At 37.5% G+C, this 24,754-nt stretch carries 27 protein-coding genes and 1 riboswitch; of the genes, 2 read left to right on the top strand and 25 right to left on the bottom strand.

Translation table 11 applies throughout. The features are described from left to right. Positions 1–8 precede the first annotated feature (8 nt). From EL194_RS01005 to EL194_RS00955, 11 genes are all read right to left on the bottom strand, one after another. Positions 9–1,544, bottom strand: a complete 1,536-nt coding sequence (locus tag EL194_RS01005) for a M23 family metallopeptidase (RefSeq protein ID WP_003774364.1) — start codon at positions 1,542–1,544, stop codon at positions 9–11. 67 nt (positions 1,545–1,611) lie between these two features. Continuing rightward, positions 1,612–3,120: a M23 family metallopeptidase gene (locus tag EL194_RS01000; protein WP_003774363.1), complete on the bottom strand. Its 1,509-nt coding sequence runs from the start codon at positions 3,118–3,120 to the stop codon at positions 1,612–1,614. A gap of 1 nt (position 3,121) precedes the next feature. Then, positions 3,122–4,492, bottom strand: coding sequence for a replicative DNA helicase (dnaB, locus tag EL194_RS00995; protein ID WP_003774361.1), 1,371 nt, complete (start codon positions 4,490–4,492; stop codon positions 3,122–3,124). 11 nt (positions 4,493–4,503) lie between these two features. Continuing rightward, positions 4,504–4,950: a 50S ribosomal protein L9 gene (gene rplI / locus EL194_RS00990; RefSeq protein WP_013853429.1), complete on the bottom strand. Its 447-nt coding sequence runs from the start codon at positions 4,948–4,950 to the stop codon at positions 4,504–4,506. A 1-nt stretch (position 4,951) separates the two neighbouring features. After that, positions 4,952–6,907 (bottom strand): DHH family phosphoesterase, encoded by a 1,956-nt coding sequence (locus tag EL194_RS00985; RefSeq protein ID WP_003774359.1) that lies wholly within the window; start codon positions 6,905–6,907, stop codon positions 4,952–4,954. A gap of 46 nt (positions 6,908–6,953) precedes the next feature. Beyond that, entirely contained in the window at positions 6,954–7,493 is a 540-nt protein-coding gene (locus EL194_RS00980) for a DUF2232 domain-containing protein (RefSeq protein WP_013853430.1), read from the bottom strand. A gap of 53 nt (positions 7,494–7,546) precedes the next feature. Then, on the bottom strand, positions 7,547–7,780 hold the full coding sequence (gene rpsR / locus EL194_RS00975; RefSeq protein ID WP_003774357.1) for a 30S ribosomal protein S18: 234 nt from the start codon (positions 7,778–7,780) through the stop codon (positions 7,547–7,549). Positions 7,781–7,797: 17 nt separating this feature from the next. Further along, positions 7,798–8,271, bottom strand: coding sequence for a single-stranded DNA-binding protein (ssb, locus tag EL194_RS00970; RefSeq protein ID WP_003774356.1), 474 nt, complete (start codon positions 8,269–8,271; stop codon positions 7,798–7,800). Positions 8,272–8,296: 25 nt separating this feature from the next. Continuing rightward, a complete protein-coding gene (rpsF, locus tag EL194_RS00965) occupies positions 8,297–8,587 on the bottom strand; it encodes a 30S ribosomal protein S6 (protein ID WP_003774354.1) in 291 nt (96 codons plus the stop codon). Positions 8,588–8,726: 139 nt separating this feature from the next. After that, a complete protein-coding gene (locus EL194_RS00960) occupies positions 8,727–9,365 on the bottom strand; it encodes an IspD/TarI family cytidylyltransferase (protein WP_003774352.1) in 639 nt (212 codons plus the stop codon). 61 nt (positions 9,366–9,426) lie between these two features. Then, positions 9,427–10,278, bottom strand: coding sequence for a LysR family transcriptional regulator (locus EL194_RS00955; protein ID WP_013853431.1), 852 nt, complete (start codon positions 10,276–10,278; stop codon positions 9,427–9,429). 93 nt (positions 10,279–10,371) lie between these two features. On the opposite strand from EL194_RS00955, the gene EL194_RS00950 reads away from it, so the two are divergent. Together EL194_RS00950 and EL194_RS00945 are read left to right on the top strand one after the other, a co-directional pair. Beyond that, a complete protein-coding gene (locus tag EL194_RS00950) occupies positions 10,372–10,935 on the top strand; it encodes a chromate transporter (protein WP_003774349.1) in 564 nt (187 codons plus the stop codon). Beyond that, positions 10,919–11,458 (top strand): chromate transporter, encoded by a 540-nt coding sequence (locus EL194_RS00945; RefSeq protein ID WP_003774348.1) that lies wholly within the window; start codon positions 10,919–10,921, stop codon positions 11,456–11,458. Before EL194_RS00950 ends, EL194_RS00945 begins: the two co-directional genes overlap by 17 nt. A 37-nt stretch (positions 11,459–11,495) precedes the next feature. Here EL194_RS00945 and lysS read toward each other — a convergent pair whose 3' ends face one another. From lysS to EL194_RS00875, 14 genes are all read right to left on the bottom strand, one after another. Continuing rightward, positions 11,496–12,980 (bottom strand): lysine--tRNA ligase, encoded by a 1,485-nt coding sequence (lysS, locus tag EL194_RS00940; RefSeq protein ID WP_003774347.1) that lies wholly within the window; start codon positions 12,978–12,980, stop codon positions 11,496–11,498. Positions 12,981–13,211: 231 nt separating this feature from the next. Further along, positions 13,212–14,084, bottom strand: a complete 873-nt coding sequence (gene hslO / locus EL194_RS00935; RefSeq protein WP_003774346.1) for an Hsp33 family molecular chaperone HslO — start codon at positions 14,082–14,084, stop codon at positions 13,212–13,214. 54 nt (positions 14,085–14,138) lie between these two features. Further along, positions 14,139–16,034, bottom strand: coding sequence for an ATP-dependent zinc metalloprotease FtsH (gene ftsH, locus EL194_RS00930; protein ID WP_003774345.1), 1,896 nt, complete (start codon positions 16,032–16,034; stop codon positions 14,139–14,141). Between the two features lie 13 nt (positions 16,035–16,047). Continuing rightward, the gene (gene hpt, locus EL194_RS00925; protein ID WP_003774344.1) at positions 16,048–16,587 is read right to left on the bottom strand and encodes a hypoxanthine phosphoribosyltransferase; all 540 of its coding nucleotides are present in this window, start codon (positions 16,585–16,587) and stop codon (positions 16,048–16,050) included. 25 nt (positions 16,588–16,612) lie between these two features. After that, positions 16,613–17,815 (bottom strand): tRNA lysidine(34) synthetase TilS, encoded by a 1,203-nt coding sequence (gene tilS, locus EL194_RS00920; RefSeq protein WP_003774341.1) that lies wholly within the window; start codon positions 17,813–17,815, stop codon positions 16,613–16,615. Continuing rightward, the gene (locus tag EL194_RS00915; protein WP_013853436.1) at positions 17,805–18,371 is read right to left on the bottom strand and encodes a hypothetical protein; all 567 of its coding nucleotides are present in this window, start codon (positions 18,369–18,371) and stop codon (positions 17,805–17,807) included. Before EL194_RS00915 ends, tilS begins: the two co-directional genes overlap by 11 nt. Before the next feature lie 89 nt (positions 18,372–18,460). Next, positions 18,461–19,459: a rod shape-determining protein gene (gene mreB, locus EL194_RS00910; RefSeq protein ID WP_003774334.1), complete on the bottom strand. Its 999-nt coding sequence runs from the start codon at positions 19,457–19,459 to the stop codon at positions 18,461–18,463. 28 nt (positions 19,460–19,487) lie between these two features. Further along, complete coding sequence (locus EL194_RS00905) at positions 19,488–19,688, bottom strand: DUF1146 domain-containing protein (RefSeq protein ID WP_003774332.1); 201 nt, start codon at positions 19,686–19,688, stop codon at positions 19,488–19,490. 91 nt (positions 19,689–19,779) lie between these two features. Continuing rightward, positions 19,780–20,931: a cation:proton antiporter gene (locus EL194_RS00900; protein ID WP_034886665.1), complete on the bottom strand. Its 1,152-nt coding sequence runs from the start codon at positions 20,929–20,931 to the stop codon at positions 19,780–19,782. Between the two features lie 39 nt (positions 20,932–20,970). Continuing rightward, positions 20,971–21,028, bottom strand: a riboswitch (Fluoride riboswitch). Between the two features lie 13 nt (positions 21,029–21,041). Further along, positions 21,042–21,776, bottom strand: a complete 735-nt coding sequence (locus EL194_RS00895) for a copper homeostasis protein CutC (RefSeq protein WP_003774329.1) — start codon at positions 21,774–21,776, stop codon at positions 21,042–21,044. A gap of 70 nt (positions 21,777–21,846) precedes the next feature. Further along, entirely contained in the window at positions 21,847–22,467 is a 621-nt protein-coding gene (gene upp / locus EL194_RS00890; protein WP_003774326.1) for a uracil phosphoribosyltransferase, read from the bottom strand. Further along, a complete protein-coding gene (locus EL194_RS00885; protein WP_003774325.1) occupies positions 22,464–23,696 on the bottom strand; it encodes a serine hydroxymethyltransferase in 1,233 nt (410 codons plus the stop codon). Before EL194_RS00885 ends, upp begins: the two co-directional genes overlap by 4 nt. Beyond that, positions 23,693–24,148 carry a ribose 5-phosphate isomerase B gene (gene rpiB / locus EL194_RS00880; protein ID WP_003774323.1) on the bottom strand — a complete coding sequence of 152 codons (456 nt, stop codon included), beginning with the start codon at positions 24,146–24,148 and terminating at the stop codon, positions 23,693–23,695. Before rpiB ends, EL194_RS00885 begins: the two co-directional genes overlap by 4 nt. Beyond that, the gene (locus EL194_RS00875) at positions 24,145–24,753 is read right to left on the bottom strand and encodes an L-threonylcarbamoyladenylate synthase (protein ID WP_013853437.1); all 609 of its coding nucleotides are present in this window, start codon (positions 24,751–24,753) and stop codon (positions 24,145–24,147) included. Before EL194_RS00875 ends, rpiB begins: the two co-directional genes overlap by 4 nt. Position 24,754: the final 1 nt, after the last annotated feature.

Genomic DNA, 24,754 nt, shown 5'->3' with positions numbered 1-24,754 from the left:
TCCTTTACCTAACATCCCATTACGGTGCATGGGTCTACCCGCACGCCGTGATAGCGGAACTCTAAATGAACATGAGGACCATAAGTTGTACCTGTCATACCCATATATCCAATATTATCACCACGTTTTACAAGATCACCAACATTGAAGTAAGGACCTGTAGCCATATGTGCATAAAGCGTTGTATAACCATTACCATGATCAATCACAATATGATTACCCCAACCACTTCCACATCCATAATTTCCTTCAAAACAACCACTTACAGTTTCCGATACAACACCTCGGTCAACTGCATATATTGGACCAAAACCACCACCATTGAGAACAAAATCAGTTCCATTATGGTTGTAGTAACATGAATTTCCATAGACACATGAAATATTCGCGTTATCTAACGGCCAACGATAGTTACCCGACCCAATCCGTGGTTCAACCTTCGTACCATAACGAACTTTTCCACGAATCGGCTCTTTCGTTACTTGTGTTCGAATTTCCTCCGAAGACTTTGGAGCACCATTCACAATAACATCTTCATAAACCACATCTCGCTTACCATTTTGTTCCACAACATCCACAACTTCCTTCCCTTCAGATAATTCTGGGTCAGATTCGTAGATTGTTGACTCGGGATAAACAACTTCTGAGGTCATTCGTTCTCGAGTGATTTTAACGGTAAAAGGAGAATTAAACTTACTGACTCGAAGTTTCGATCCAACCTCAAGCACCTGGTTTACATCTTTAATTATATCACTATTTATATATTTTATTTGATTTGCATCCATACCTTTATGCCAAGCAATCCCTGCGATTGTGTCATACGGTTGGACTTCATAAATTTCAACTTTTGGATTATATCCATAACTTAGAAAGGTTAAAACATCACTTTCATTCATAAGAATATTTTCTTTGGATGTCAATCCTTTGCTAATTTGAACTGTTTCTTCTACTTCCACATTAACATCATGTGTCCCATAATCTTTGATGCTTTCAATTTTTCGATTGTTTTTCATCGCATCAAATGTTTTGTCATCTGTAAAGTTCCGAATAAATGTATCACGTGCTTTGTTGAAGTCATCGATATTCTTAACATAAATGATCGCACCATTAGAAAATGTAACTTGATTTACTTCAATCGCAAAGAGTTTTTCATCATAGAGATATTGAAATATTTCATCATCACGATCTTCATAGTGATTAAAGCTCAATTCTTTAACGAGAATTAAGTCATCGATAAAACCTAGCTTTGAATCTGGGAATTCAGCTTTATATTCTTCTTCGTAAACCTTATCAAACATCTTATTTAATTTCGAACCGTCGCTGATAATGCCCACTAGTTTTTCGTCACGATAAAGTTTTGTGACTTCAATGGGTTTATCAGACTTTCCTTCAGACTCTTGTGGAAAGATTGATGTAGATGTGTCGGTTAATTTGTATAAATCCACAACACTCGTATTCGCACTCACTGTTTCGATTGCATACGTAATAAGTACTGAGACTATAAAAGTTATCAGGATTAATTTCAGTTCTTTATGTTGCTTCATTAGACCAACTCCTTTTGGAAAGCACAAACGAGACCGTAATCTCGTTTATACTTCGATTTGATAAAAACTAACAGCCAATAACACCACATGCATCAACACGTGTTCCACCACCCACAATAATTTCAAGATGGACGTGTGGATAACTTGTTCGACCCGTCATACCAACATAACCAATGTTTTCACCCTTTGCGACAGTTTGTCCTGCTTGGAAATAACCTGGACTTGCCATATGGGCATAAAGGGATCTGTATCCATTACCATGGTCAATAACGATATAGTTACCCCATCCTCCTGGATCGTATGAGTTTGTTGTGACAACACCACGGTCAATTGCGTAGATTGGTCCATAGCCACTACCGTGTGTTGAAAAGTCTGTACCCGAGTGATTTGGATAACAACCATAACCACAAAGAACATAGGCATTATCTAAAGGCCAACGCCATGCACCACTACCAACTTTAGGTTCAACTTTTGTACCATATCGAATAACACCACGTACTGGTTTCTTAGTTTCTTTACTTGATATTTCTTTCGTTGAGATGGATGCACCATTCTCATAAACATCTTCATAAATAACATCACGAGCACCATTTTGTTCCACGACATCCACAACTTCTTTACCTTCCGCAAGTTCTGGATCGGATTGATATACTGTTTTTTCAGGATATACTGGTTCCGTCGTCATACGTTGCTTGGTTACAGTAACTGTGAATGGTGAATCAAACTTACTTACTCGAAGCTCTGATCCAACTTCAAGCACCTGATTCACATCTTTGATTTTATCCGCATTAATGGATTGAATCTGATTAACGTTCATACCACTGTGATATGCAATACCTTCTAATGTATCAAATGGTTTAATTTTATAAGTTTCAACTTTTGGATTATACCCATAACTTAAGAATGTCAGAATTTCTGTTTCATCTTTTAGGATTTTATCCTTCGTCGCAAGTCCCCGCGTTACTTTAACGGTTTCTTTAACTTTTACATCAATATCCTTAGTTCCATAGTCCGTAATTGCAGGAATTTTTTTATTATTTTTGATTGCATCAAATGTGCTCTCACTGGTAAAGTTTTGTATGAATTTATCACGCGCTGAATCAAAATCTTCAGAATTCTTTACATAGATGATGGCTCCATTTGAGAATGTGACTTTATTTGCCTCAATCGCAAATAAGTTTTCTTTATAGAGATAGTCAAAAATATCATTATCACGATCTTCATAAACATTGAAACTCATTTCATCTACTTGAATAAGGTCATCAATGAATCCCAACTTAGAATCTGGGAATTCTTCTTTATATTCATTTTCATACACTTCATCAAACATCTTCTGTAGACGTGTCGAATCTTTCAAGACCCCTACTAGTTTTTGTTCGCGATAAAGCTTTGTAATCACTACAGGTTTATCATTTACAGTTACAACTTCTTGTGGAAATATAGCAGATGATGAATCGATTGCTTCATACGCTGTTTTAATTTCTGATGCTGAAGTTGGTGACTTATAAAGGTACCCTAACCCAATCGCAAAAAGAAATACGACAGATATCATAATGAGGTTTTTATGTTTTTTCATATTACATTCTACCTCCGTCTCCGGCAACACCATAGAACTTACTAATGGAAGCATTGAACATGAGTGTAATGTCTGCCAATGCACCATTACGGTGTTTCGCCATTTTTAGTAATACTTCTTGTTGTTCTGGTTTCGGCATTTGAGGACCATCATCCTCTTCACCTTCGCGGTCTTTATAATAATCTTCACGGTACAAGAACATTACAATATCCGCATCTTGCTCAATCGAACCAGATTCACGTAAATCACTCAATTGAGGAATTTTACTGTCTCGACGTTCCACTAAACGTGATAATTGCGAGAGCGCAATAACCGGGCAATCCATTTCACGGGCCAACTGTTTGAGTCCACGTGAGATTTCCGAAACTTCTTGTTGACGTGATTCTGTTTTCCCACGTCCTGAAATCAACTGAATATAGTCAATCACAATCATATCTAAATTACCTTCGGATTTTAGTTTTCGGCATTTCGAAAAAATTTCAGGAACTGTAATTGTTGAACTATCATCAATAAAGATATTGAGTTTCGATAAAACATTGGCGCCTGCATAGACGTTGTTTAATTGTTCATCGTTTAGATTACCCGTTCGTAAATACTCACTCTTAACAGAAGATTGCGCACTTAACATACGTGAAATCAAATGTGTTGCAGGCATTTCAAGGGAGAAGATCGCCATTCCTGCTTTTTCATCTTTATTGTGACGTGCTGCATTCAATGCAAGGTTTAAGGCAAAAGCCGTCTTACCTACAGATGGACGCGCCGCTAAGATAATTAAATCGCCACGTTGCAAACCGTTTGTGACATTATCTAAATGACTGTAATTGGTCTTTAAACCAGTAATGCGATCGTGGTTATCACGAATTCGGTTTAAATTCTCCATTACTTCATTTACGACCTCACGACTGCGTTGCATTTCAGTTGTTCGACGAACTCGTGTTACTTCTAAAATTCTCTGTTCTGCCTCATCAAGCAGTGCTGTAAGTTCAGTAGTAGAGTCAAAACCCTTTTCAGCAATAGACTGCCCAACATCAATGAGTCGGCGCATTTGAGCTTTTTCTTGAACAACTTCAATATAATGTTTCACACTTGCTGGTGTTGCACTGTTTTCTGTAAGTGCAAACAAGTATTCCACACCACCCACACTATCAATTTCGTGTTGATCTTTTAATCGGGTTATTAAAGTCGTTGCATCTAAAACACGACCACGTTCAATAATTTCTAACATATGAGAAAATATTTTTTGGTGCTCGGTATTATAAAAGTCATCGACTTGCATATCATATTCTTCAACAACTGCAACTGACTCTGGGAACACCAATAGCGTTCCTAAAAGAGCCATCTCAGCGTCTTGACTGTAAGGCAATTTACGCATAGTTCCTCCTCTTATTCAGCAATTAATTTAACGTGGATTTCTCCGGTTACATCTCCATAAAGTGTTGCTTGGATACGATTTGATCCTAAATGAGTAATTGGACCACTTGGTTTAAATTTACGTTTGTCCACTTTAATCTTGTGTTCTTTTTTTAAGGCGTCTTCAACTTGTTTTGTGGATACAGAACCAAAGACACGACCACCTTCACCCACTTTTACTTTAAATTCTAAAGTGATTTTCTCAAGCTCTTTCGCTAGGAGTTTCGCTTTTTCAATTTCTGCCTGGACTTCAGCAGCATGTTCTTGTTTTTGGTGATCTAAAATTTCACGACTTTGATCACTTGCCATAACTGCAAGTTTATTCGGTAATAAGAAGTTACGCGCATAACCATCCGCAACCTCCACAATATCGTTTTTCTTACCTACTTTTTTAACGTCTTTTAATAAAATTAATTTCATATTATTCACTTTCCTCTCTTACATTTTCAATGGCTTTTTTTAGTGATTCCACGACTTCATTGATCGACTGTCCTTTAATTTGAGCAGCAGCTCCAGTAAAGTGACCGCCACCACCGAGGCGTTCCATAACAACTTGAACGTTTAATTCGCCTTTGGAACGTGATGATATAGCGACAATGTCTTCGTCCACATAAGCCACTACAAACGATGCTTCCACCTCTTTCACAGTGAGAATCTCATCGGCTGCTTGTGACATCAATGGACGCGGTAGCAACTCATCTTTATAAGCTGCAATTACGTAGTAATCATCAAAAAACTCACATTTACTTAATACTTTGTTCTTCATTTCGAAGCTCTCATATTCATCACGAAGCATATTTTCAACTTCCATTAAATCAGCGCCATACTTGCGTAATTCAGCAGCTGCTTGGAATGTTCGACTTCCACTTCGATTTCTAAAACGATTGGTATCAATAAGCATTCCTGTATACATAAAGGTTGCTTCAAGTTTTGAAATAACAACATTACGGCGATGATATGGGAATAATTCCACAATCAGTTCGCTTGCTGATGAAGCGGACGATTCAATGTATGTTAAGGTTGGTTTAAATTTAAAATCACCCGTACGGCGATGATGATCAATAACCACAATTGTTTCTGCTTTATCCACCAAATCTGGGAATTGACATTGTTGTAGGGAATGATGGTCTACCATAATCAATAATGTATTTGGACCAATAAGCGAACGCGCTTGTTCATGTGTCACTAAATTATGATCTTTCTCAAACTCATCGCGATGTTTACGAATACCTCCCGCAAGATTAACCTCGGTATCCTCCAAATCAATTACAATCGAAGCTTCTTTGTTATAAACAGATACAATTGATGAGACACCTAAGGCACTTCCGAAACAGTCGAAGTCCATCATACGATGTCCCACGATCACAACATTGCTTGATTCTAGAATATGTTCACCAAGATTTTGAGCCATAACACGAACGCGAACTTTACTTCGTTTCTCCACAGCCTCTGTGTTTCCACCAAAGTAACGCATAACTTCGTTTTTTGTATTTATTGCTACCTGGTCACCACCACGGCTCTGTGCCATTTCAAGGGCTTTATTCGACATATCCTCCAAGTCCTTGAAGTTATCACTGTGTCGAGCAAAAGCAAGAGACAAGGTAATACTTGCATCAATTTTTGTAGCTTGTTTTCGAATCTCATTCACAATCGAGAATCGTTCACTCTCAAGCCTTTGAAATACTTGTTCATTTAATACTAAAAGATAACGGTCTGGTCGAATACGACGAACAAACATTTCATGATTATCAGCCCATCTTACAACAGCCTGACGAATATTTGAGTCAATAAAAGCAATTGTTTGTTCTTCCTCATATTGTGTTGTTTCTTCATAGTTATCAAGATGCGCAATCCCTAAGACAACTTGATTATTTCGGTTGACGATTTCAAGTTCATTTAATTCCGTAACATCTTTAAAGAAGATAATATTTTTTTGACCCATCGTCGATGCTTCAAAAACGTGGGAATCAAAACGAATTGTCATCGTTTCATTATTTCCTTTAATAATTTTCACAATAGCCGGAAAGATATCTGTAACCAGTTCTCCCGTACCAAGGATATTAAGTTCATCAAAAAGTTCACTCATCCAAGTAATTGTATTTTGATCATCAAGTGTGATAATCCCCATATTTGCATATTCAAAAGCATAACTTGCTTCCTGCCCTAATACATCCGCAACAGAAATGACGCGTTCCTTACGACTTGTGATCGCAGTAGCGAAAATATAGAAGATAATCGCAGAGTCAATTACAAGAAAAATATACTGTACTACATACAAATATTTATTTATAAAAACATGGAAAAAGAAGAGGACCACCAATTGGGTCAAAGTTAAAATCATTAAACGTGTTTTAAGAGTCTCAAATTGATTAGACATAATAAACCCCCTAGGTTTTCACCTTAAATTTTATCACAAAACGACACTATTTTCTATTACGATGTAACATCACTAAAACGATATCTGCACTCGTTTTAATAATAAAGAGTTCCATAGCCATTGTAATCAGAACCATACTGATTGAAATACCATAAAGTACAAGTGAATTGTGAATATTCAAGATCCCTTTCACAGATTGAATGATCTCTTGAAAGTCCATACCAAAAGCTGGACCAAAAAAACGAATCATTATAAAGTAAAACAATGCAATAACCACTCCCATAGCAAGATAACTCCGTGAAGGGGTAGCATTTTTTTTCATAGAGTAAATATACGCTAATCCTACCGCACCATACCCTGCCATCATCAAAACTGTTGAGAAAAGACCCGACATAATAACTGCCATTATAATACATGATAGATAAACCACGAAGGCATCAGACCAATCACAATACGATCCATAGACAATTAAAGGCAGCGCAAGAAACGTCATAAAAAATCCCGCAGTTATGCGATCAAAAAACAAAATAATCCCTGTTAAAGCAACAGTCATTGCGCCATATGTCAGGCTCAGTGTTTTCTTCATAATTGTATCCTCCATAAAGTAAAAACCTCTCGTTAGAGAGGCTTTTGAATATCTTAGTTATCTGATACGTATGGTAATAAAGCCATTTGACGAGCACGTTTAATAGCTGTTGCTAATGGACGTTGGTATTTAGCTTTTGTACCTGTAACACGTCTAGGAATAATTTTACCATTTGCTGAGATAAAGCGTTTTAGTAATTCCACATCTTTGTAATCGATTGTTTTTACGTTATTTTTTGTAAAATAGCAAACTTTACGACGTGGTCCACGGAATTTTCTGAATGACATAACAAATCTCCTTTCGATTAGAATGGAAGATCGTCACTGGTTATATCGAGAACGGGCTCATCATCCATTGAGAATGATGGTTCAGGATCAGCTTGGTATGAAGGTGTATAACTTGATCCACCTTGATTACTGTTTTGATTCTGATATTGACCTTGGCTTGCGCCTTGTTCTTGACGTTGTGCGCGTGATTCGAGTGATTGAAGTGTATCCACAACAACCTCTTGAACATATACACGTTTACCGGTAGCGTCTTCATATGATCTCGATTGAATTCGACCTTCTAGACCTACTAAAGCACCCTTTAGTAAGTAATTTGCCATAAAATCAGCTGTTTGATTCCAAGCCACACAATTGATAAAATCAGTTTCATCTTGTTGTCCAAAGCGGCGGTTGCACGCTACAGTAAACGAAACGACTGATTTACCAGTTTGTGTTTTACGAAGTTCTGGATCTCGAGTTAAACGACCCACTAATATAGTGCGATTAATCATAAATAATCACCCCTTGTGTTTTTGATTAGATTTCGTCTTGACGTACGATCATGTGACGGATTACATCGTTATTGATACGTGTTAAACGGTTAAATTCATTAACTGCTTCATCACCTGATGTAAATTGAGTTACTACATAGTAACCTTTTTTGAAGTCTTCAATTTCGTATGCTAGTTCGCGTAAACCCCATTCATTAACTTCATCAATTGTTGCTCCGTTATCTGTTAAGATAGCGTGTAATTTAGCAATAACTGCTGTACGAGCTTCCTCGTCTAATGTAGGTTTCACGATGTACATTACTTCATATTTGCGCATTTGTACACCTCCTTCTGGTCTATGGCCCTTTCGAGCAAGGATATTTTTTTATATTTTATCCGTTCTTTATTATACCAAACAAAAAGGTCTATGTAAACCTATTCCGTCATCACTAAATAAGTTTCGCAGACCCTATGTCCTAATCTTCTTTTTTTAGAATAAATCGACGATTTCTCGAATCGCCCGCTTCAACCGCAATCTTAACATCTGAGAATGCAGAGACTACTTCTGAATCATCCATAAACGTTCCGCCCGAACGGTTCGCTTTCGCATAACAACTTAAAATAAACGACGTGTGATATGCCTGCGGTGTTTGTGTTTGAATGAATGAATCAGTATCAACTGTTGACTCAATATATCCATCAACAACACGGCACATACGACTGGTTGGAGGCAATCCAAGTACACATGCTTTTTCAGTTTGCATGCGAACAAGCAGTTTATCAATTAAACCTTGACGCAACCAAGGACGTACACCGTCATGGATAAGGACAACATCCTCTGAAACCGCTGTAAGACCAATTAGCACGCTCTCCTGACGTGTTTTACCGCCTTTAACATAAACAATCTTACCACTGCCATTAGACTTTACAACACGTGTCATATCGGCAGAACTCGCAACAATAACAACCTGTTTGCACTGTGCATCATGCATGAAAACTGAAATTGTCTGACCTAAAACACTTTTTGAGTCATTAAATGAGGCAAGTGCTTTTGCGTAACTTGCACCTTCTGCTGCTTTTTTTCCAGCGGCAACAATTAATACTGAATAATCCATAAGTCACCTCTTCTTTTTTAGTATTCTAACATATCACAGGCTCGGATTAAAGGAATTCGTATTATTTACCAAATGCCTTGATAACAATATCCACAAATTCATTTAAAGGATCCTCAAAAACTTGGTTTTTCCGATAACATAAGGTTATCGGGGTTGTGATATCACTTGTGATATCGTTATAGATATAAAATTCATTATGAATGAGAACTTCAGGTAAAAAACCAATTCCTAAATCTTGACTAACTGCAAAAAGAATCGCTTCTGAGTTAACCGCTTGCCATGTCGGCTGATAAATCATTTTATTTTCTAAAAGCAACGCTTCAAACGCATTACGAATTGAACTTCCTGATTCACGAAGTAATACTCTATGTTGAAGTAAAGTTTCGAGATTTGAAATATTAAGTTCATACTTGGAGAAAAATTTTAAGTTATAAAATCCGAGATGTATTGTCTCAAATGTCTCATCATGCATTGTTCCTTCAATTATAGCGACATCTACTTTGTCCTCAATTAGTAGTGCAAGCACATCTTGCGCATTTGCGATTGTTGTTTCGGTTTTATTATCTAAATGTAAGGATTCAAATCTTTTGATGATATCAGGTAATGTTGTCTTTGCGACAGTGATGCTTGATCCAATTCTTAGAGGATTCGACTGATTGAGTTTAAGTACATCCGCTTCAAATTGATGATAACCTTTTAGAAAATGAGTCACTTGAAGGTAAAACTGGACACCAAACGGTGTGGGTTCAATCCCTCCCGACTTACGCACGAAGAGATTACGATTCAAGACCGTCTCCAGTTCCTTAATCGCTTGAGATACTGCAGGCTGTGAGATGTACAATGTCTCAGTTGCTTTTGTAATTGATCTAAGTTCATAGACTTCTTTATATATTTTTAAAAGTCGAATATTCATAATCCACCTCCATAATGGTTTGCTTATACCGTCATCACTTCTATCTATTATAATTATCACTGAGAATCAACTATAATACAAGCGGAGGTTTTTATGAAACAAATATCAAATTTAGAACTATTCTATACGTCCTTCTTTTTATCTGCTGTATCGTTTGGCGGAGGGTATATTACCATCCCAATTTTACGCACAAAGTATGTTGAGGAGAAGCAGTTAATCACCGAGGAAACATTGCAAGATCTTGCTGCGATTGCTCAATCTGCACCCGGTGCCATATCCGTAAATCTCGCAACAGGAGTCGGATATAAAATCAATGGTAAAGCTGGAGGATTCGCTTCATTTATCGGGACCATCTTACCACCCTTATTTATAATCTCTGTCATTACTTATTTTTATGATTTCTTTATGGGACAAGCCCTAATACAAGCAATATTTAAAGGATTAGAAGTTGGAGTTGCTGTGATTATGGTGCGATTGGTCCTTGATATGGTGAAAGACTTATACCAAAGAGACCATAAATTTGCGGTCATCATATATCTCACTGGATTGTTGCTATCTCTAGCCTTTAAGATTCATATTGTTTTTATTCTAATCTTTAATTTTGTGGTCGTGTTTATGTTTAATCGTTGGGAGCAGCATCATGTTACAGTTGATTAAATTATTCTTTGAGTTTTTATATGTTGGGTTATTCAGTCTTGGTGGGGGTTACGCAACCATTCCGCTCATCGAAAATAGAATTATCAACATTCATGGTTGGATTACGACCCAAGACTTTATCAACATGATAACCATTTCCCAAATGACGCCTGGACCGTTGACGGTAAACATCTCAACTTTTGTGGGTCTCAAGATTGCCGGGATACCGGGCGCAATGATCGCAACACTTGGTTGTGTACTTATTGGTGTTAGCTTGACACTTAGTGTGTATGGGTCCTATGAAAAGGCGAGTCACAAAGACCTCTGGGAATTGATTTTGAAATCCTTACGCATCAGTTCCGCGACACTGATCAGTCTTGCGACAGTAACTATTTTTTCTATGTTGCTTCTAAATGAAAGTAGCTTCAGCGCTTTAACTGTAGTTGCTTTCATCATCGTATTTGCAATGAGTTATAAATTCAAACTTCAGACAACTCAAATTCTAATTCTTTCAGCATTTCTTGGTTTACTATGGCTCTTATAAAGAAAAAGATACTAACACACAGTTAGTATCTTTTTCTTTATCTTTTTTTCATATGTGGGAATAACAAGACATCACGAATACTTGCGCTGTCTGTTAAGAGCATGATGAGACGGTCTAAACCAATACCGATTCCACCTGTTGGTGGCATTCCGTATTCTAACGCTTCAACATAATCAACATCCATTTCATTCGCTTCTTCGTTTCCAAGTTCACGTTCGCTTAATTGACTTTCAAAGCGTTCGCGTTGGTCAATAGGATCGTTAAGCTCGGAGAATGCATTTGCATACTCACGTGCATCAATAAACATCTCAAATCGATCTGTAAAACGCGGATCTTCTGGATTCTTCTTTGCAAGTGGTGACACTTCAACAGGGTGACCATAAACAAAGGTTGGTTGAACAATCTTTTCTTCACAGAATGTCTCAAAGAATTCATTAACAACGTGTCCAAATGATAACTGGTGTTTTGCCATATTAATATTATGTTCTTTCGCAATCGCAACGGCTTCTTCATCAGATTTAACGTTCCAGAAATCAACTCCAGTAACATCTTTAATGATATCAACCATATGTACACGACGGTAAGGACCTTTTAATGAAAGTTCAGTACCTTGATATACGATTTCGGTTGTTCCTAAAACTTCGTGTGCAAGATATTCAAGTAATCCTTCACTGATATCCATCATGTCATACATATCTGCGTAGGCTACATAAGCTTCGATTGTCGTGAATTCCGGGTTATGTTTTGGACTCATTCCTTCATTACGGAACAAGCGACCAATTTCATAAACACCTTCCATTCCACCAACAATCAAGCGTTTTAAAGGAAGTTCAGTCGCAATTCTTAAGTAGAACTCCATATCTAAGGTGTTATGGTGAGTTACAAAAGGACGCGCTGCCGCACCGGATAAGATTGGAGTTAAAACAGGTGTTTCAACTTCTACCAAACCACGGTCATCGAAAAATTTTCGAATGGAACGCATAATTAGTGGACGCAACATCGCAGTACGTCGTGAGTCTTCGTTCATGATTAAATCTAAATAACGACGACGGTAACGTTCTTCTTTATCTTGTAAACCGTGAAATTTATCTGGTAATGGTCGCAATGCTTTTGTAAGATGTGTCAATTCACTCGCTTTAACGGATAATTCACCATGGTTTGTACGGAATATTGTTCCTTCAACACCTAAAATATCCCCTAAATCAAGTTCTTTAAAATACTCAAACGCGAGATCTCCAACTGTATCTTTTCGAACGTAAACTTGGATTTGTCCATCACGGTCTTGAAGATGCATAAATCCAGCTTTACCCATGACACGCTTAGTCATAACACGACCAGCTATTTTGGTGGTAGCTTCAAGTTCTGCAAGTTCTTCTTTTGATTTGCTATCGTAAGCCCCCACGATGTCGGATGAGCGTTCTTCGGGTTTAAATCCACTTGCAAAGGGATTGATTCCTTGTTCACGCAAAGCCTCCATTTTCTCACGACGAACAATTTCTTGTTCTGTTAATTCATGTCCCATATTATCACTCTTTCTTATGTAAATAATCTGATTCTATCTTATCAAATTCTATCAATGAATTCATCTAATTTAGTGAAACAGCCGTTAAAATCACACATAACAACAATTTATTTTTAATTCTTACGAAACCAGCTGTACATTATTCTTAAAATTCACTGCTTTTCGTGATGTATCATAACATAATTTATGGTTTCTGTGTATTCGTGTTCTCTAAAATATAGATGATAGAACTTAGTTTTTCTTGCGTTCTAGAACAATTCCGTTTAAATCATCTTCAGTAAATTCATATTTTGAATGACAGTAATGACATTCTAAAACCGCACCCTTATCTTCCGCAATCAGTTCTTTCAGTTCATCTGTACTTAATGTTCGCAATACATCAGCCATTTGTTCTCTATTGCATCCGCAATAGTACTGAGTATCCGTTGTTTCAAGAATGAGAACATCCGGAAACAAATCAGCACAAACTTCGATTGCTTCTTTGTCTACCATGAGATTTGAAACAGGCGGAAGTTTCGCAAGTGTTTTTTCAATTTCTGAGATATCATCTTCAGTTGCTGATGGAAGTACTTGAATCAAGATTGCTCCTGCAGATTTAATGGATAAATCTTCATTAACTAACACACCTACAGAAACTGCTGATGGGATTTGTTCACTTTGTGCATAATAGTACGCGAAATCATCCCCAATTTCACCAGATTGAAGTTCAACTTGGGAACTGAATGCCATACCATCTAAAACATCATGCGTTACACTGAGTGTTCCTTTTCCAATAGATCCACCGACATCAAGTTTACCAATACCGTTAACTTTATGAACATATGGATTTGAAACAAGTCCTCGAACATAGCCTTTATTGTCTGCATTAACCAAAATATTACCTAACTCACCGTCACCACGAATCTCGATAACAAGTTTTTCGTCATCGTTTTTCAGTGTTGTCCCCATGATTGCGCCAATACTTAAGGTACGACCTAAAGCAGCTGAAGCAGCTGGATAAGTACCATGTAATTCATGTGCTCTTTGAACAAGATTTGTTGTTTTTGCAACAAAAATTCGAACATTTCCATTTAGCGCCATTGCGCGTACGATTTTATCACTCATAATTGTCTCCTTTTTTCTTAAAAAAGCCCCAACGAATTGGGGCTCCCTCTAAGCTTAAATTTCTTTATCAATTGTTGTATCAGGTTCTTGAACCGTTTCACTGACAACTTCAACATCAACAACACCATTATCATTGGCTTCACGGCCTTCAACAATGTTTTGAATTTGCTCTGCAGTAATCGTTTCATATTCAAGAAGTGCTTCAACAATACGGTCAAGAAGTTCACGATTTTCCTCAATGAGTTTACGAGCTTCTTCTTTACATTGATCAATAATATGACGAACTTCTTTGTCAATCTCAAATGCAATTTGACCTGAATAGTTTTGAGGTTGGGAAATATCTCTTCCTAAGAAAACGTTTCCATCATTACTATCGTATTGAATTGGCCCTAAGTCACTCATACCATATTGAGTAACCATTGCACGTGCAATTTTGGTAGCGGATTGAATATCAGAGTATGCACCTGTGGAAATTTCATTAAAGACAATTTCTTCAGCAACACGACCACCAAGGTACCCAGTGATTTTACCCATCAAGTCTGAGCGACTTTGAGTAAAGGTTTCCTCACGAGGTGTCATTAAGTTATATCCACCTGCTTGTCCACGTGGAATAATTGTGACTTTTTGTACTTTATCAGCACTTTTTAGTTTAATACCAATAATTGCATGTCCTGTTTCGTGAACAGCAACCATATAGCGTTCTTTTTCAGTATATTTTTTAGATTTCTTAGCAGGTCCCATAATAACGCGGTCAATCGCTTCATCAATAATATCTGTAGTGATTTCCGTTTTATTTTCGCGAACCGAAAGAATTGCAGCTTCGTTCAATACGTTTTCAAGATCTGCTCCTGAGAACCCTGGAGTACGGCGTGCAATGTGTTTAAGCACAACATCATCCGCAATTTTCTTATTGCGTGCATGAACTTGTAAGATTTCTGTACGACCTTTAACATCGGGTAAACCAACAGTAATGGTACGGTCAAAACGTCCCGGTCTTAGTAACGCAGGATCCAATACGTCATCACGGTTAGTAGCCGCTAAAACGAGTACACCTGAGTTTTCTTCGATTCCATCCATTTCAACAAGAAGTTGGTTAAGTGTTTGTTCACGTTCATCGTGTCCTCCACCCATACCAGCACCACGTTGGCGTCCAACAGCATCAATTTCATCAATGAAAATAATACAAGGAGCTGTTGCCTTAGCTTTTTTAAACATATCGCGAACGCGACTTGCACCAACACCTACGAACATTTCCACAAAATCAGATCCGGAAATTGCATAGAACGGTACATCTGCTTCACCAGCAGCTGCTTTAGCAAGTAAGGTTTTACCTGTTCCTGGAGGACCTACAAGAAGCATCCCTTTAGGAATACGTGCACCCATTGCTTCAAAACGTTTTGGATGACGCAAGTACTCAATTAACTCTTGCATTTCTTCTTTTTCTTCTTCAGCACCCGCTACGTCTTTAAAGCGAACTTTAATATCACCTTGGACTTTAGCGCGGGATTTACTGAATTCAAAGGCTTTATTATTGCCTCCATTTCCCATTTTAGAGAAAAGGAAGAACATAAATCCACCCAACAAAATGTAAGGAATGATTACAAGCAAGAAATCCACAAAGAAATTACTTTCATTTGGATCTGCTGTTAACATCGCTGCATCTTTTTCAGCAAGTAGCTTCGTTACTGCATTGAGTTGTTCTGGTGTATTTGGTAATCGTGTTGAGAATCCAATCTTTCGATCATTTTCAACATATACACCTGTAATATCAATGACATTATTATTTGGTTTAATAATTGTATTTTCTACTTTTTTAGTTTCTACAACATTGTAGAACTCCTTAACGGGTAAAACTTTCTGTGTTTGATGTGCAGCTAACTGCATGATAACAAGTGCCATCATCACAGTCATTACCATCAAAATAATATTATTTTTTTTATTGTTTTTCAACGGGATTCACTCCTTACTTATAGACTGTATCTTTTAAAATTCCAATGTATGGTAATTGTCTATATTTTTCATAATAGTCCATACCAAAACCGATAACAAATAGGTTTTCGATTTCAAACCCAATAAAGTCAGCATAAACATCAACTTCACGACGTGATGGTTTATCTAATAATGTAATAACTTTGACGTCATTAGCACCCTTATTCATTAAGAGTTTAATAACTGCTTTAAGGGTATTTCCTGTATCCACAATATCTTCTACAAGCAAGATATTAGTGCCTTTAATTGAACGATCCAAATCTTTCAAAATTCGAATATCGCGTGATGATTCCGTACCTTCGTAACTTGAAACATCCATGAAATCAAATTCGATATCAAGGTCAATATACTTAATGAGGCGTGCAAGGAATGGTACGGATCCTTTTAAAAGTGCCACAAGTACGAGCGGACCTTCTACATTTTTATAATGTTCAGTGATAACTTGTCCGAGTTCTTCACATCTTTTTTCAATTTCTTCTTCACTTATCAAAATACTCTCTACATCTTGGTGCATACTATAAATAATCCTCCTGCGATAATTATAATTCTAACATAAAAAGATTGGGATTGTTAGAGTAATGATGTTCATCACAACCCATTCCCACAACAAACACAATTTGTTGCGATGAATTCACAATAACAGGCCATATTTCGCGTTCATGACGTGGTATTTTACGATCAATAAAGAATCGATTTAAAGACTTCGTTCCAAACCTCATCTTAATTGAATCGCCTTTACGGGCATTTCGAATCATAATTGGAAAATCTGATTCCGAAAGCGTCACGCCTTGTATCGTTTGACCCGAATCGCTTAAGACAAAATGATCTGTAGTAACATGCGATATTTGAGTAAAATGATATTCATACGGTGTGTTGTCTGTAATTGCAAGTTCACCATAGCTTGAACTTAGGCGTTTGTTTCCAAACTGAATAAAAGCTTTTTCTTGCAAAATAAGTGTATCTAACTCTTTAAGAAAAGGACCACTCATTGTATGTGTTTCCACACCGTTTTGTGCCATCCACAATCGGAGAACACGGGGTCTTATACCATCTTGTATCAAAGCGTACATATCGACTTTAACTTTGGAATCCAGCTGAAGTGCGATACTCTTCACCATTTTACTCCTTTTTTCGCCATATTGCTTTGCAGCGAGCATTTCTTTTACCAAACTTTCATATGAATTTTCATCCATATAATGAATATCGTTACGAATTTGATTTCGCGTATAGTCAAGACTCAAGTTGGATTCATCGATGCCATATTGAATTTGGTGGTCGTCACAATATTGAACAACCATGTCTTTAGTCATATCCAATAGGGGACGCCACACGGTTACATCCATGATTTCTGTATACTGTGCCAATCCTACGTGTTCACTTTCCATTTTACGTTGTTTCTGGAAAAGATACGTTTCAAGATCATCGTTGAAGTGGTGAGCAATCGCTACACCCTCAGCATCATATTTAAGTACCAATTCTTTAAAGAACGCATAGCGAAATGCACGTGCTTGGTGTTGGAAATTATGGTTTTTTCCATCGTCTTCGTAGTTTGAACATTCAAACGGGATATGGTTTTTTTCACAATATTTCCGAACGATGTCTTCATCACGTTTACTTGTTTCTCTTTTACCATAGTTAACATGAGCTGCAACACATGGTATGTTTTGTTTAGAAAGTATATCCAAAAGCGCCATTGAATCTGGCCCTCCCGATACACCTACTATCCACTTTTTATGCATCATCGCTTACCTCCATATCAAACGTCTCTTTTATAATTAGATTTCGAATCTCTTTAAACATCGCACTGCTTGGATCAATATGACCATTAATTGAAATAATCCTTGCTGAATTAACATACTTACAATCATTAAGAAACAATACCGATGATTTATTGAGCCCTGGTATTTTCCCAATGTAATAGAGATGTCGTTTTCCGAAAAGATTTATATTCCTCGCTTGTCGAATGATTTCAAAATTTGAAGTCATAGGAACAACGAAAAGTTTATAGTTGAATATCCCCATAACCAATCCAAAATGTTGATAACCAGCTTCATTGATAAATGCTTGACCAAATTCCATATAACAGATATCACCAATGGACACGGTCATATTTAATGATTCACAAGACCAATTTTTCTGGCGACACATTCGATTCAGTCCGCTGATACATTCTTTACGGATATAGTATGGTGGTAACAAATAAATATACTTGCGATAAGTCTCTAAATATTCTTCAACAGTCCGATTAACAGATCGATTTTCACATTTTTTTAGCCATCCTGGCTCTAGTTTCATCATAAGAACCCCTCCGAAACTAGATATACATGAATATGGAGACTCCCTAAATAAAAAGAGCCATTGGCTCTTTTTAAAACACTTAGTTGTAATTATCGAACTAAGTCTAAGTTTTCTAACATGATTCCTGTTCCCTCAGCAACACAGGTTAGTGCGTTTTCAGCAACATAAACTGGAATACTTAATTCATGTGAAATTAATTCATCAAGGCCATGTAATAATGCTCCACCACCTGTAAGTACGATTCCTCGTCCTACAATATCTGCTGATAGTTCAGGAGGTGTTTGTTCAAGAACAGTACGGCATGCGCGCACAATGTCTTGAAGACTTTCGTGCATAGCATTCGCTGTTTCTTCTGCTTTTAATGTAATTGTATTTGGAAGACCTGTAACTAAATCACGACCACTAACTGCAATCGTAGTTTGTTCCATATCTTTGACACTGTCGATACGAGCAGTCCCAATGTGAGTTTTGATTTCTTCAGCGGTACGATCCCCAATTAAAAGTTTGTATGTATCTTTAACATATTTGATAATATCATGATCTAAACGGTCACCCGCAACTTTTAGAGATGTACTTGTTACGATTTCACCAAGTGAAAGGATTGCAACATCGGTTGTTCCTCCACCTATATCTAAAACCATTGAACCTGCTGGTTTTGAAATATCTAGATTTGCACCGACAGCAGCAACTTTTGGTTCCTCTTCGATGTAAACACGTTTAGCACCTGCACGATAAGCTGCATCACTGATCGCTTTACGTTCTACAGATGTAATATTTGATGGACAGCAAATTAAGATTGTTGGTCGTGAAAACATACCTTTAAGGTTTAATTTTCTAACAAAATATTGAAGCATCATTTCTGTTACTTCAAAATCTGCAATAACGCCATCCTTCAATGGACGGATTGCTAGAACACGTCCTGGTGTACGCCCTAACATATCTTTTGCTGATTGTCCTACAGCAAGGCATTTTTTAGTTTCAGCATCAATGGATACTACTGAAGGTTCGTCTAAAACGACGCCTTCGCCTTTTACATAAATTAAAATATTTGCGGTACCTAAGTCAATTCCGACTGCTTTTGAAAACATTCTTTGTCCTCCAATTCTCTCGTCTTTTCTACATGAAATAAGCGAATGATAATCCCATCAAAAACTGCGCTACAACATAACCTAATCCAAGAGATAAGAATATGTAGAGTAATTGAATACGCGTTTCACTACCTTTTCGCATCACTTTATGAAAATCAATCCCTCTGAGTGCATAAGCACTTGCGAGAAAACATACGAAATATAAAACAATTCTTTGGATATCATGCATAATTATTCACCTATATTACTATATCAAATAACACACCGAAATTCCATTGATAATATAAAATAACAAAATTTACGATATTCTTATTTTTAGTTCACTCTAAGAGTGGCTTCGCCGTCAAGTTCATTCCGATTGCTCCCAGTGGTGTTGTAATTAAAATCGCAAGAACTGAAATCGCAAGAATTACTTCACCATTTGGTAAACCCAAGGCTAAAGGTGTCCCACCAATTGCCGCTTGAACTGTCGCTTTCGGTATGTATGAAATTGCTACAAAAATTCGTTCTTTAAGGGTTAAATCTGTGTTGATTAGTGATACAAAAACACCCACCATACGTACCAAAAGAGCACAAACAATGATTACAACTCCGATTATACCCGAAGATTGTGCCGCTTTAAAATCCACTTGCGCACCAACTAAGACAAAAAGAAAAATCTCCGCGACAACCCAAAGTGAATCCATCGCATTAGAAAGAAAAACGGCTAATGATTGGTTACGTTCTCGAAGTGTTGCAGCACTCACCATCACGCCTAATAATGAGGCTATCGGTAAATACTTTTCTGATTTTTGCAGACAAAAAGCAAGCATCAACATCAAAAACACAGTTATCTTTGAATTCTTCCCATAAGCACTTAAAACTCGACCGAGCATTACCCCGGAAATAAATCCTATGACGATCATCATGGGCAATCTCAGCATAATTTGAAGTGGAGATATCCATCCCGTACTCGAAAAACCGAGAAAAACAGAGAATATTGATATCGCCACAATATCATCCACCGATGCTCCGGCAAGGATTAAAGTTGGAATCTTTTTTTGGGTGCCAATTCTATTTTTTTCTAAATAAACCATCATTGGGACCACTACAGCTGGAGAAACTGCCGCCAAAATGAAGCCTAACACCCCACCCTGAATAAAACTAAAATTCAAAAAATGCATACTTAAAATCATAACTGTTCCCGCTTCAAAAACACCTGGAACAAAACTGAGCAAAAATGCAGGTCGACCTACTTGAGCAAGATTTTGGCGATCGAGACCAAAACCAGCGCGAAGTAAAATAATGATCAAAGCAAAACCTCGAATTTCAGATGACAACATTTGAATACTTGGATGAATCCAATTGAGGCCAAAGGGACCTATTGTCATACCAAGAATGATTAATAGTAGTAATGCTGGAACATGCATCATTTTAGCCGTTTTTTTTGAAACTTGGCCTAGAATTAAGATTAGTAAAATTGTATATATCATAGTACCTCCAAAAAAAACTCCTACAAAAAGACCCTGTGGTCTTATGTAGGAGTTATCAGCTGTCGCAGTTATGGCAAACCCCATCACCGTTTTGTAAATTATACCATATTTTATTGCTTTTGAACTGTACTCATAAATGATTTAAGTTTGTCCTCACTGACACCATCATAATCTCCAAGATGACTGTAAGCGTACGAAACTGAATCGTTTTTTGTCGTCGGATCTAAATACCATGTCTTAAACGAACTATGGAGTTGATGAATGCCTGTTTTCTCCACAATTTCTAAAGCATTCGATTCATTCACACCTGAACCAACACACAACTCGATATCTTTAGAATAGGTTTTATGAAGTTCTGTAAGTAATTCAATGCCATCACTTGCATGGTCCTGTAATCCGCTTGTTAGAACACGATCAACACCACAAGCAATTAAGTCTTCAATTGCCTTGATCGGGTCCAAAACACAATCAAACGCACGATGAAAAATGGCCTCAATTCCCGCATTATGACAGATATCCACAAATTTTTGAGTAAGTTTCATATTCACAGTCGAATCTTCGTTAAGAAATCCAAAAACAAGTCCATCTGAACCATTTTGAATTAAGTTTTCAGCATCGTAAATCATTGATTCCACTTCCAATTCTGAATAACAAAATCCCCCGCCTCTTGGTCTTATCATGGTGATAATTGGAATGTTCGTATGTTGTTTCGCAGACACAAGCATCCCTGCACTTGGAGTTAACCCCCCTAAATATAAACCACTGTTTAATTCAATACGATTGGCACCACATGTTTGTGCAGTGATGCAATCCTCGACACTTCCTGCACATACCTCAACGATCATTTTGCTCACTCCTTTTTGTATCTATTATATCAAAACATAAAAAAACCACAGTAAAACTGTGGTTTAGAATTTATTTTGTACCGAAAATTCGGTCTCCAGCATCTCCAAGACCTGGAACAATATATCCATCTGCATTAAGTTTTTCATCAAGTGCTGCTAAGAAAATATCAACATCTGGATGCGCCTTCTTAATAAGTTCAACACCTTCAGGTGCCCCAACTAGACAAACAAGCTTAATTGTTTTTGCGCCATGTCTTTTTACGATTTCAATTGCTGCATCGGCACTACCACCTGTTGCAAGCATTGGATCTAAAACTAATACTTCAGACTCAGCTAAATTCTCAGGGAATTTTGCGAAGTATTCATGTGGCATCAGTGTTTCCTCATCACGATAAACACCAACGTGTCCTACTTTAGCTGTTGGTATTAAATTTTGAATTCCATCAACCATTCCAAGACCTGCACGTAAAATTGGGACTAAGACAACATCACGTTTCATTTCAAATGTGTCATATTCTCCACATGGTGTGTTAATCGTTACAGGGTCTAATTTAAGATCGCGTGTAATTTCGTAAGCCATAAGACCTGCTATTTCATCAAGATTTTGACGGAAATCTTTGGTCTTTGTAGATTCCATTCTCATTTGTGTAAGTTTATGTGTAATTAATGGGTGATTTAATACTGTAATCATATTCTTTCTCCTCTCACCGGGTATTGACGTGTTAACGTTTTAACTTCATTACTAATTCGTGTCAAGATTTCGTCGTCTTCATAATGCGTTAATGCTTCATGAATCCAGTGAGCTATCTTCTTAAACTCTTCCTCTTTGAAACCACGACTTGTCATCGCTGGTGATCCGAGACGGATTCCACTTGTAACAGCAGGTCGTTCGGTATCAAATGGGATTGCATTTTTATTAATGGTAATACCTACTTTATCAAGAACTTTTTCTGCATGAGCACCGGTCATTCCAATACTATTTTTCACATCCACAAGGATTAAGTGATTATCCGTTCCACCGCTTACCAAGCGATATCCCAAGTTTGAAAACTCTTGTGCAAGTGTTTTCGCATTAAGAATGACTTGTTGTTGATAGGTTTTGAAATTTGGTTGCAATGCTTCATAGAAACATACCGCTTTTCCCGCAATCACATGCATCAATGGTCCCCCTTGCATACCAGGGAATACAGAACGATCCAACTTGCGCGCATATTTTTCTTTACAGAGAATTGCGCCACCACGTGGTCCACGAAGTGTTTTATGTGTTGTCGTGGTTACAAAGTCTGCATAAGGGACGGGACTTTGATGAAGCCCTGAAGCAACAAGACCTGCAATATGGGCCATGTCTACCATTAGATATGCTCCAACTTCATCCGCAATTTCTTTAAAGCGCTTGAAGTCAATTTCACGAGAGTATGCACTTGCTCCTGCTACGATTAGTTTAGGTTGAACTTCTAAAGCTCTCTTTAATACATAGTCATAATCAATCATCTCAGTATGTTTATCAACACCATATCCAAAGAATGTGTAATTAATACCTGAGAAGTTTAATTGGTGTCCATGCGTTAAATGTCCTCCAGAATTTAAATCCATCCCTAAAACAACATCACCATGTTCTAACACAGTCATATAAACAGCCATATTTGCTTGTGAACCACTGTGAGGTTGAACATTAGCGTGCTCTGCACCATAAATTTCTTTAAGACGATCAATCGCTAGATTTTCGATTATATCGACATACTCACAGCCACCATAATAGCGTTTTCCAGGATATCCTTCCGCATATTTATTCGTTAATATACTTCCAGTTACTTCCAATACTTGATCTGAAACATAATTTTCTGACGCAATTAACTCAATATGATCAAGTTGTCGTTGCTCTTCCAATTCAATGGCTTCAAATACCTTTGTATCTCTCATTCACGGCCCTCCTTGGTCTCTAAATCAGATATCTTACAAATACGACGACCATGACGCGCATCTTCGCTATATGGTGTCTCAATCCATGTCTTAAGAATTGCGACATTGGTTTCATAAGGCGTTGTACGCCCTCCCAATGCAAGCATGTTTGAATCATTGTGTTCACGTGTCAGTTGCGCAACCTCAGTACTTGTTACTAGAGCACAGCGAATCCCTCTAACTTTATTCGCGACAATTGAAACACCTACACCGGTTCCACAAACAACTACACCTCGATCATACAAACCTTCAGCTACAGCTTTTGCTGCAGGATATGCGAAATCAGGATAATCCTGCGATTCTTCAGAATAAACCCCAAAATCCTTTACCTCATGTCCCATTTCTTCCAATACTAAACGGAGTCCCTCTTTTGTTTCAAACCCTCCGTGGTCCGCTGCTATAGCGATTTTCATAATCCTACCTCCTTATTAATTTCTTCTAAAGTAATAACACCTTGTCGTAAACATTTAATTTCATCCCCTGTAATATCAAACACACTGGATGAAACTCCTCCGACACATTCTCCTAAAACAACACCTTCAATACGGCCATCAAGCTGATCAATCACCATGTCCGATGAGATTGCTGTATCAAATCCTGAACGATTTGCGGATGGAAGCCAAATTGGATAGCCTACTTTGTTAATAATGTCTTGAACCCATATATCATCTGCCATACGAATACCAATCGTACGTTGATCGCCCAAGAAAGGAAACACACCATCTTTGATATTAAAGATAAATGTAACAGCTCCTGGCATAAAGGTTTTCATGAGATGACGATCACGGTCTGTTAACTCCGCAACACTTTCAATTTGATCAAGGGAACCAACCATCAATGGGAACGGTTTGTTCTCGGGACGTTCTTTCGCATCCTTTAGCTTTTGATACAACGAACCATCTGCGCTACTTGCAGCCAATCCGTAGACCGTATCCGTCATAATTGCGACAAGCCCACCCTCTTGAATCATTTGCGCAATGTCATCACTTTGATTTTTATTAAATCGTTTTGTATCCATT

Origin of the sequence: Erysipelothrix rhusiopathiae, assembly GCF_900637845.1 — a bacterium.
Taxonomy (GTDB): domain Bacteria; phylum Bacillota_I; class Bacilli_A; order Erysipelotrichales; family Erysipelotrichaceae; genus Erysipelothrix; species Erysipelothrix rhusiopathiae.
This window is presented reverse-complemented; position numbering and strand designations above follow the sequence as displayed.

Coding starts and splice junctions, on each gene's coding strand:
- EL194_RS01005 (WP_003774364.1), bottom strand. CDS start 1,544: ATGAAGCAACATAAAGAACTGAAATTAATCCTGATAACTTTTATAGTC.
- EL194_RS01000 (WP_003774363.1), bottom strand. CDS start 3,120: ATGAAAAAACATAAAAACCTCATTATGATATCTGTCGTATTTCTTTTT.
- dnaB (WP_003774361.1), bottom strand. CDS start 4,492: ATGCGTAAATTGCCTTACAGTCAAGACGCTGAGATGGCTCTTTTAGGA.
- rplI (WP_013853429.1), bottom strand. CDS start 4,950: ATGAAATTAATTTTATTAAAAGACGTTAAAAAAGTAGGTAAGAAAAAC.
- EL194_RS00985 (WP_003774359.1), bottom strand. CDS start 6,907: ATGTCTAATCAATTTGAGACTCTTAAAACACGTTTAATGATTTTAACT.
- EL194_RS00980 (WP_013853430.1), bottom strand. CDS start 7,493: ATGAAGAAAACACTGAGCCTGACATATGGCGCAATGACTGTTGCTTTA.
- rpsR (WP_003774357.1), bottom strand. CDS start 7,780: ATGTCATTCAGAAAATTCCGTGGACCACGTCGTAAAGTTTGCTATTTT.
- ssb (WP_003774356.1), bottom strand. CDS start 8,271: ATGATTAATCGCACTATATTAGTGGGTCGTTTAACTCGAGATCCAGAA.
- rpsF (WP_003774354.1), bottom strand. CDS start 8,587: ATGCGCAAATATGAAGTAATGTACATCGTGAAACCTACATTAGACGAG.
- EL194_RS00960 (WP_003774352.1), bottom strand. CDS start 9,365: ATGGATTATTCAGTATTAATTGTTGCCGCTGGAAAAAAAGCAGCAGAA.
- EL194_RS00955 (WP_013853431.1), bottom strand. CDS start 10,278: ATGAATATTCGACTTTTAAAAATATATAAAGAAGTCTATGAACTTAGA.
- EL194_RS00950 (WP_003774349.1), top strand. CDS start 10,372: ATGAAACAAATATCAAATTTAGAACTATTCTATACGTCCTTCTTTTTA.
- EL194_RS00945 (WP_003774348.1), top strand. CDS start 10,919: ATGTTACAGTTGATTAAATTATTCTTTGAGTTTTTATATGTTGGGTTA.
- lysS (WP_003774347.1), bottom strand. CDS start 12,980: ATGGGACATGAATTAACAGAACAAGAAATTGTTCGTCGTGAGAAAATG.
- hslO (WP_003774346.1), bottom strand. CDS start 14,084: ATGAGTGATAAAATCGTACGCGCAATGGCGCTAAATGGAAATGTTCGA.
- hpt (WP_003774344.1), bottom strand. CDS start 16,587: ATGCACCAAGATGTAGAGAGTATTTTGATAAGTGAAGAAGAAATTGAA.
- tilS (WP_003774341.1), bottom strand. CDS start 17,815: ATGATGCATAAAAAGTGGATAGTAGGTGTATCGGGAGGGCCAGATTCA.
- EL194_RS00915 (WP_013853436.1), bottom strand. CDS start 18,371: ATGATGAAACTAGAGCCAGGATGGCTAAAAAAATGTGAAAATCGATCT.
- mreB (WP_003774334.1), bottom strand. CDS start 19,459: ATGTTTTCAAAAGCAGTCGGAATTGACTTAGGTACCGCAAATATTTTA.
- EL194_RS00905 (WP_003774332.1), bottom strand. CDS start 19,688: ATGCATGATATCCAAAGAATTGTTTTATATTTCGTATGTTTTCTCGCA.
- EL194_RS00900 (WP_034886665.1), bottom strand. CDS start 20,931: ATGATATATACAATTTTACTAATCTTAATTCTAGGCCAAGTTTCAAAA.
- EL194_RS00895 (WP_003774329.1), bottom strand. CDS start 21,776: ATGATCGTTGAGGTATGTGCAGGAAGTGTCGAGGATTGCATCACTGCA.
- upp (WP_003774326.1), bottom strand. CDS start 22,467: ATGATTACAGTATTAAATCACCCATTAATTACACATAAACTTACACAA.
- EL194_RS00885 (WP_003774325.1), bottom strand. CDS start 23,696: ATGAGAGATACAAAGGTATTTGAAGCCATTGAATTGGAAGAGCAACGA.
- rpiB (WP_003774323.1), bottom strand. CDS start 24,148: ATGAAAATCGCTATAGCAGCGGACCACGGAGGGTTTGAAACAAAAGAG.
- EL194_RS00875 (WP_013853437.1), bottom strand. CDS start 24,753: ATGGATACAAAACGATTTAATAAAAATCAAAGTGATGACATTGCGCAA.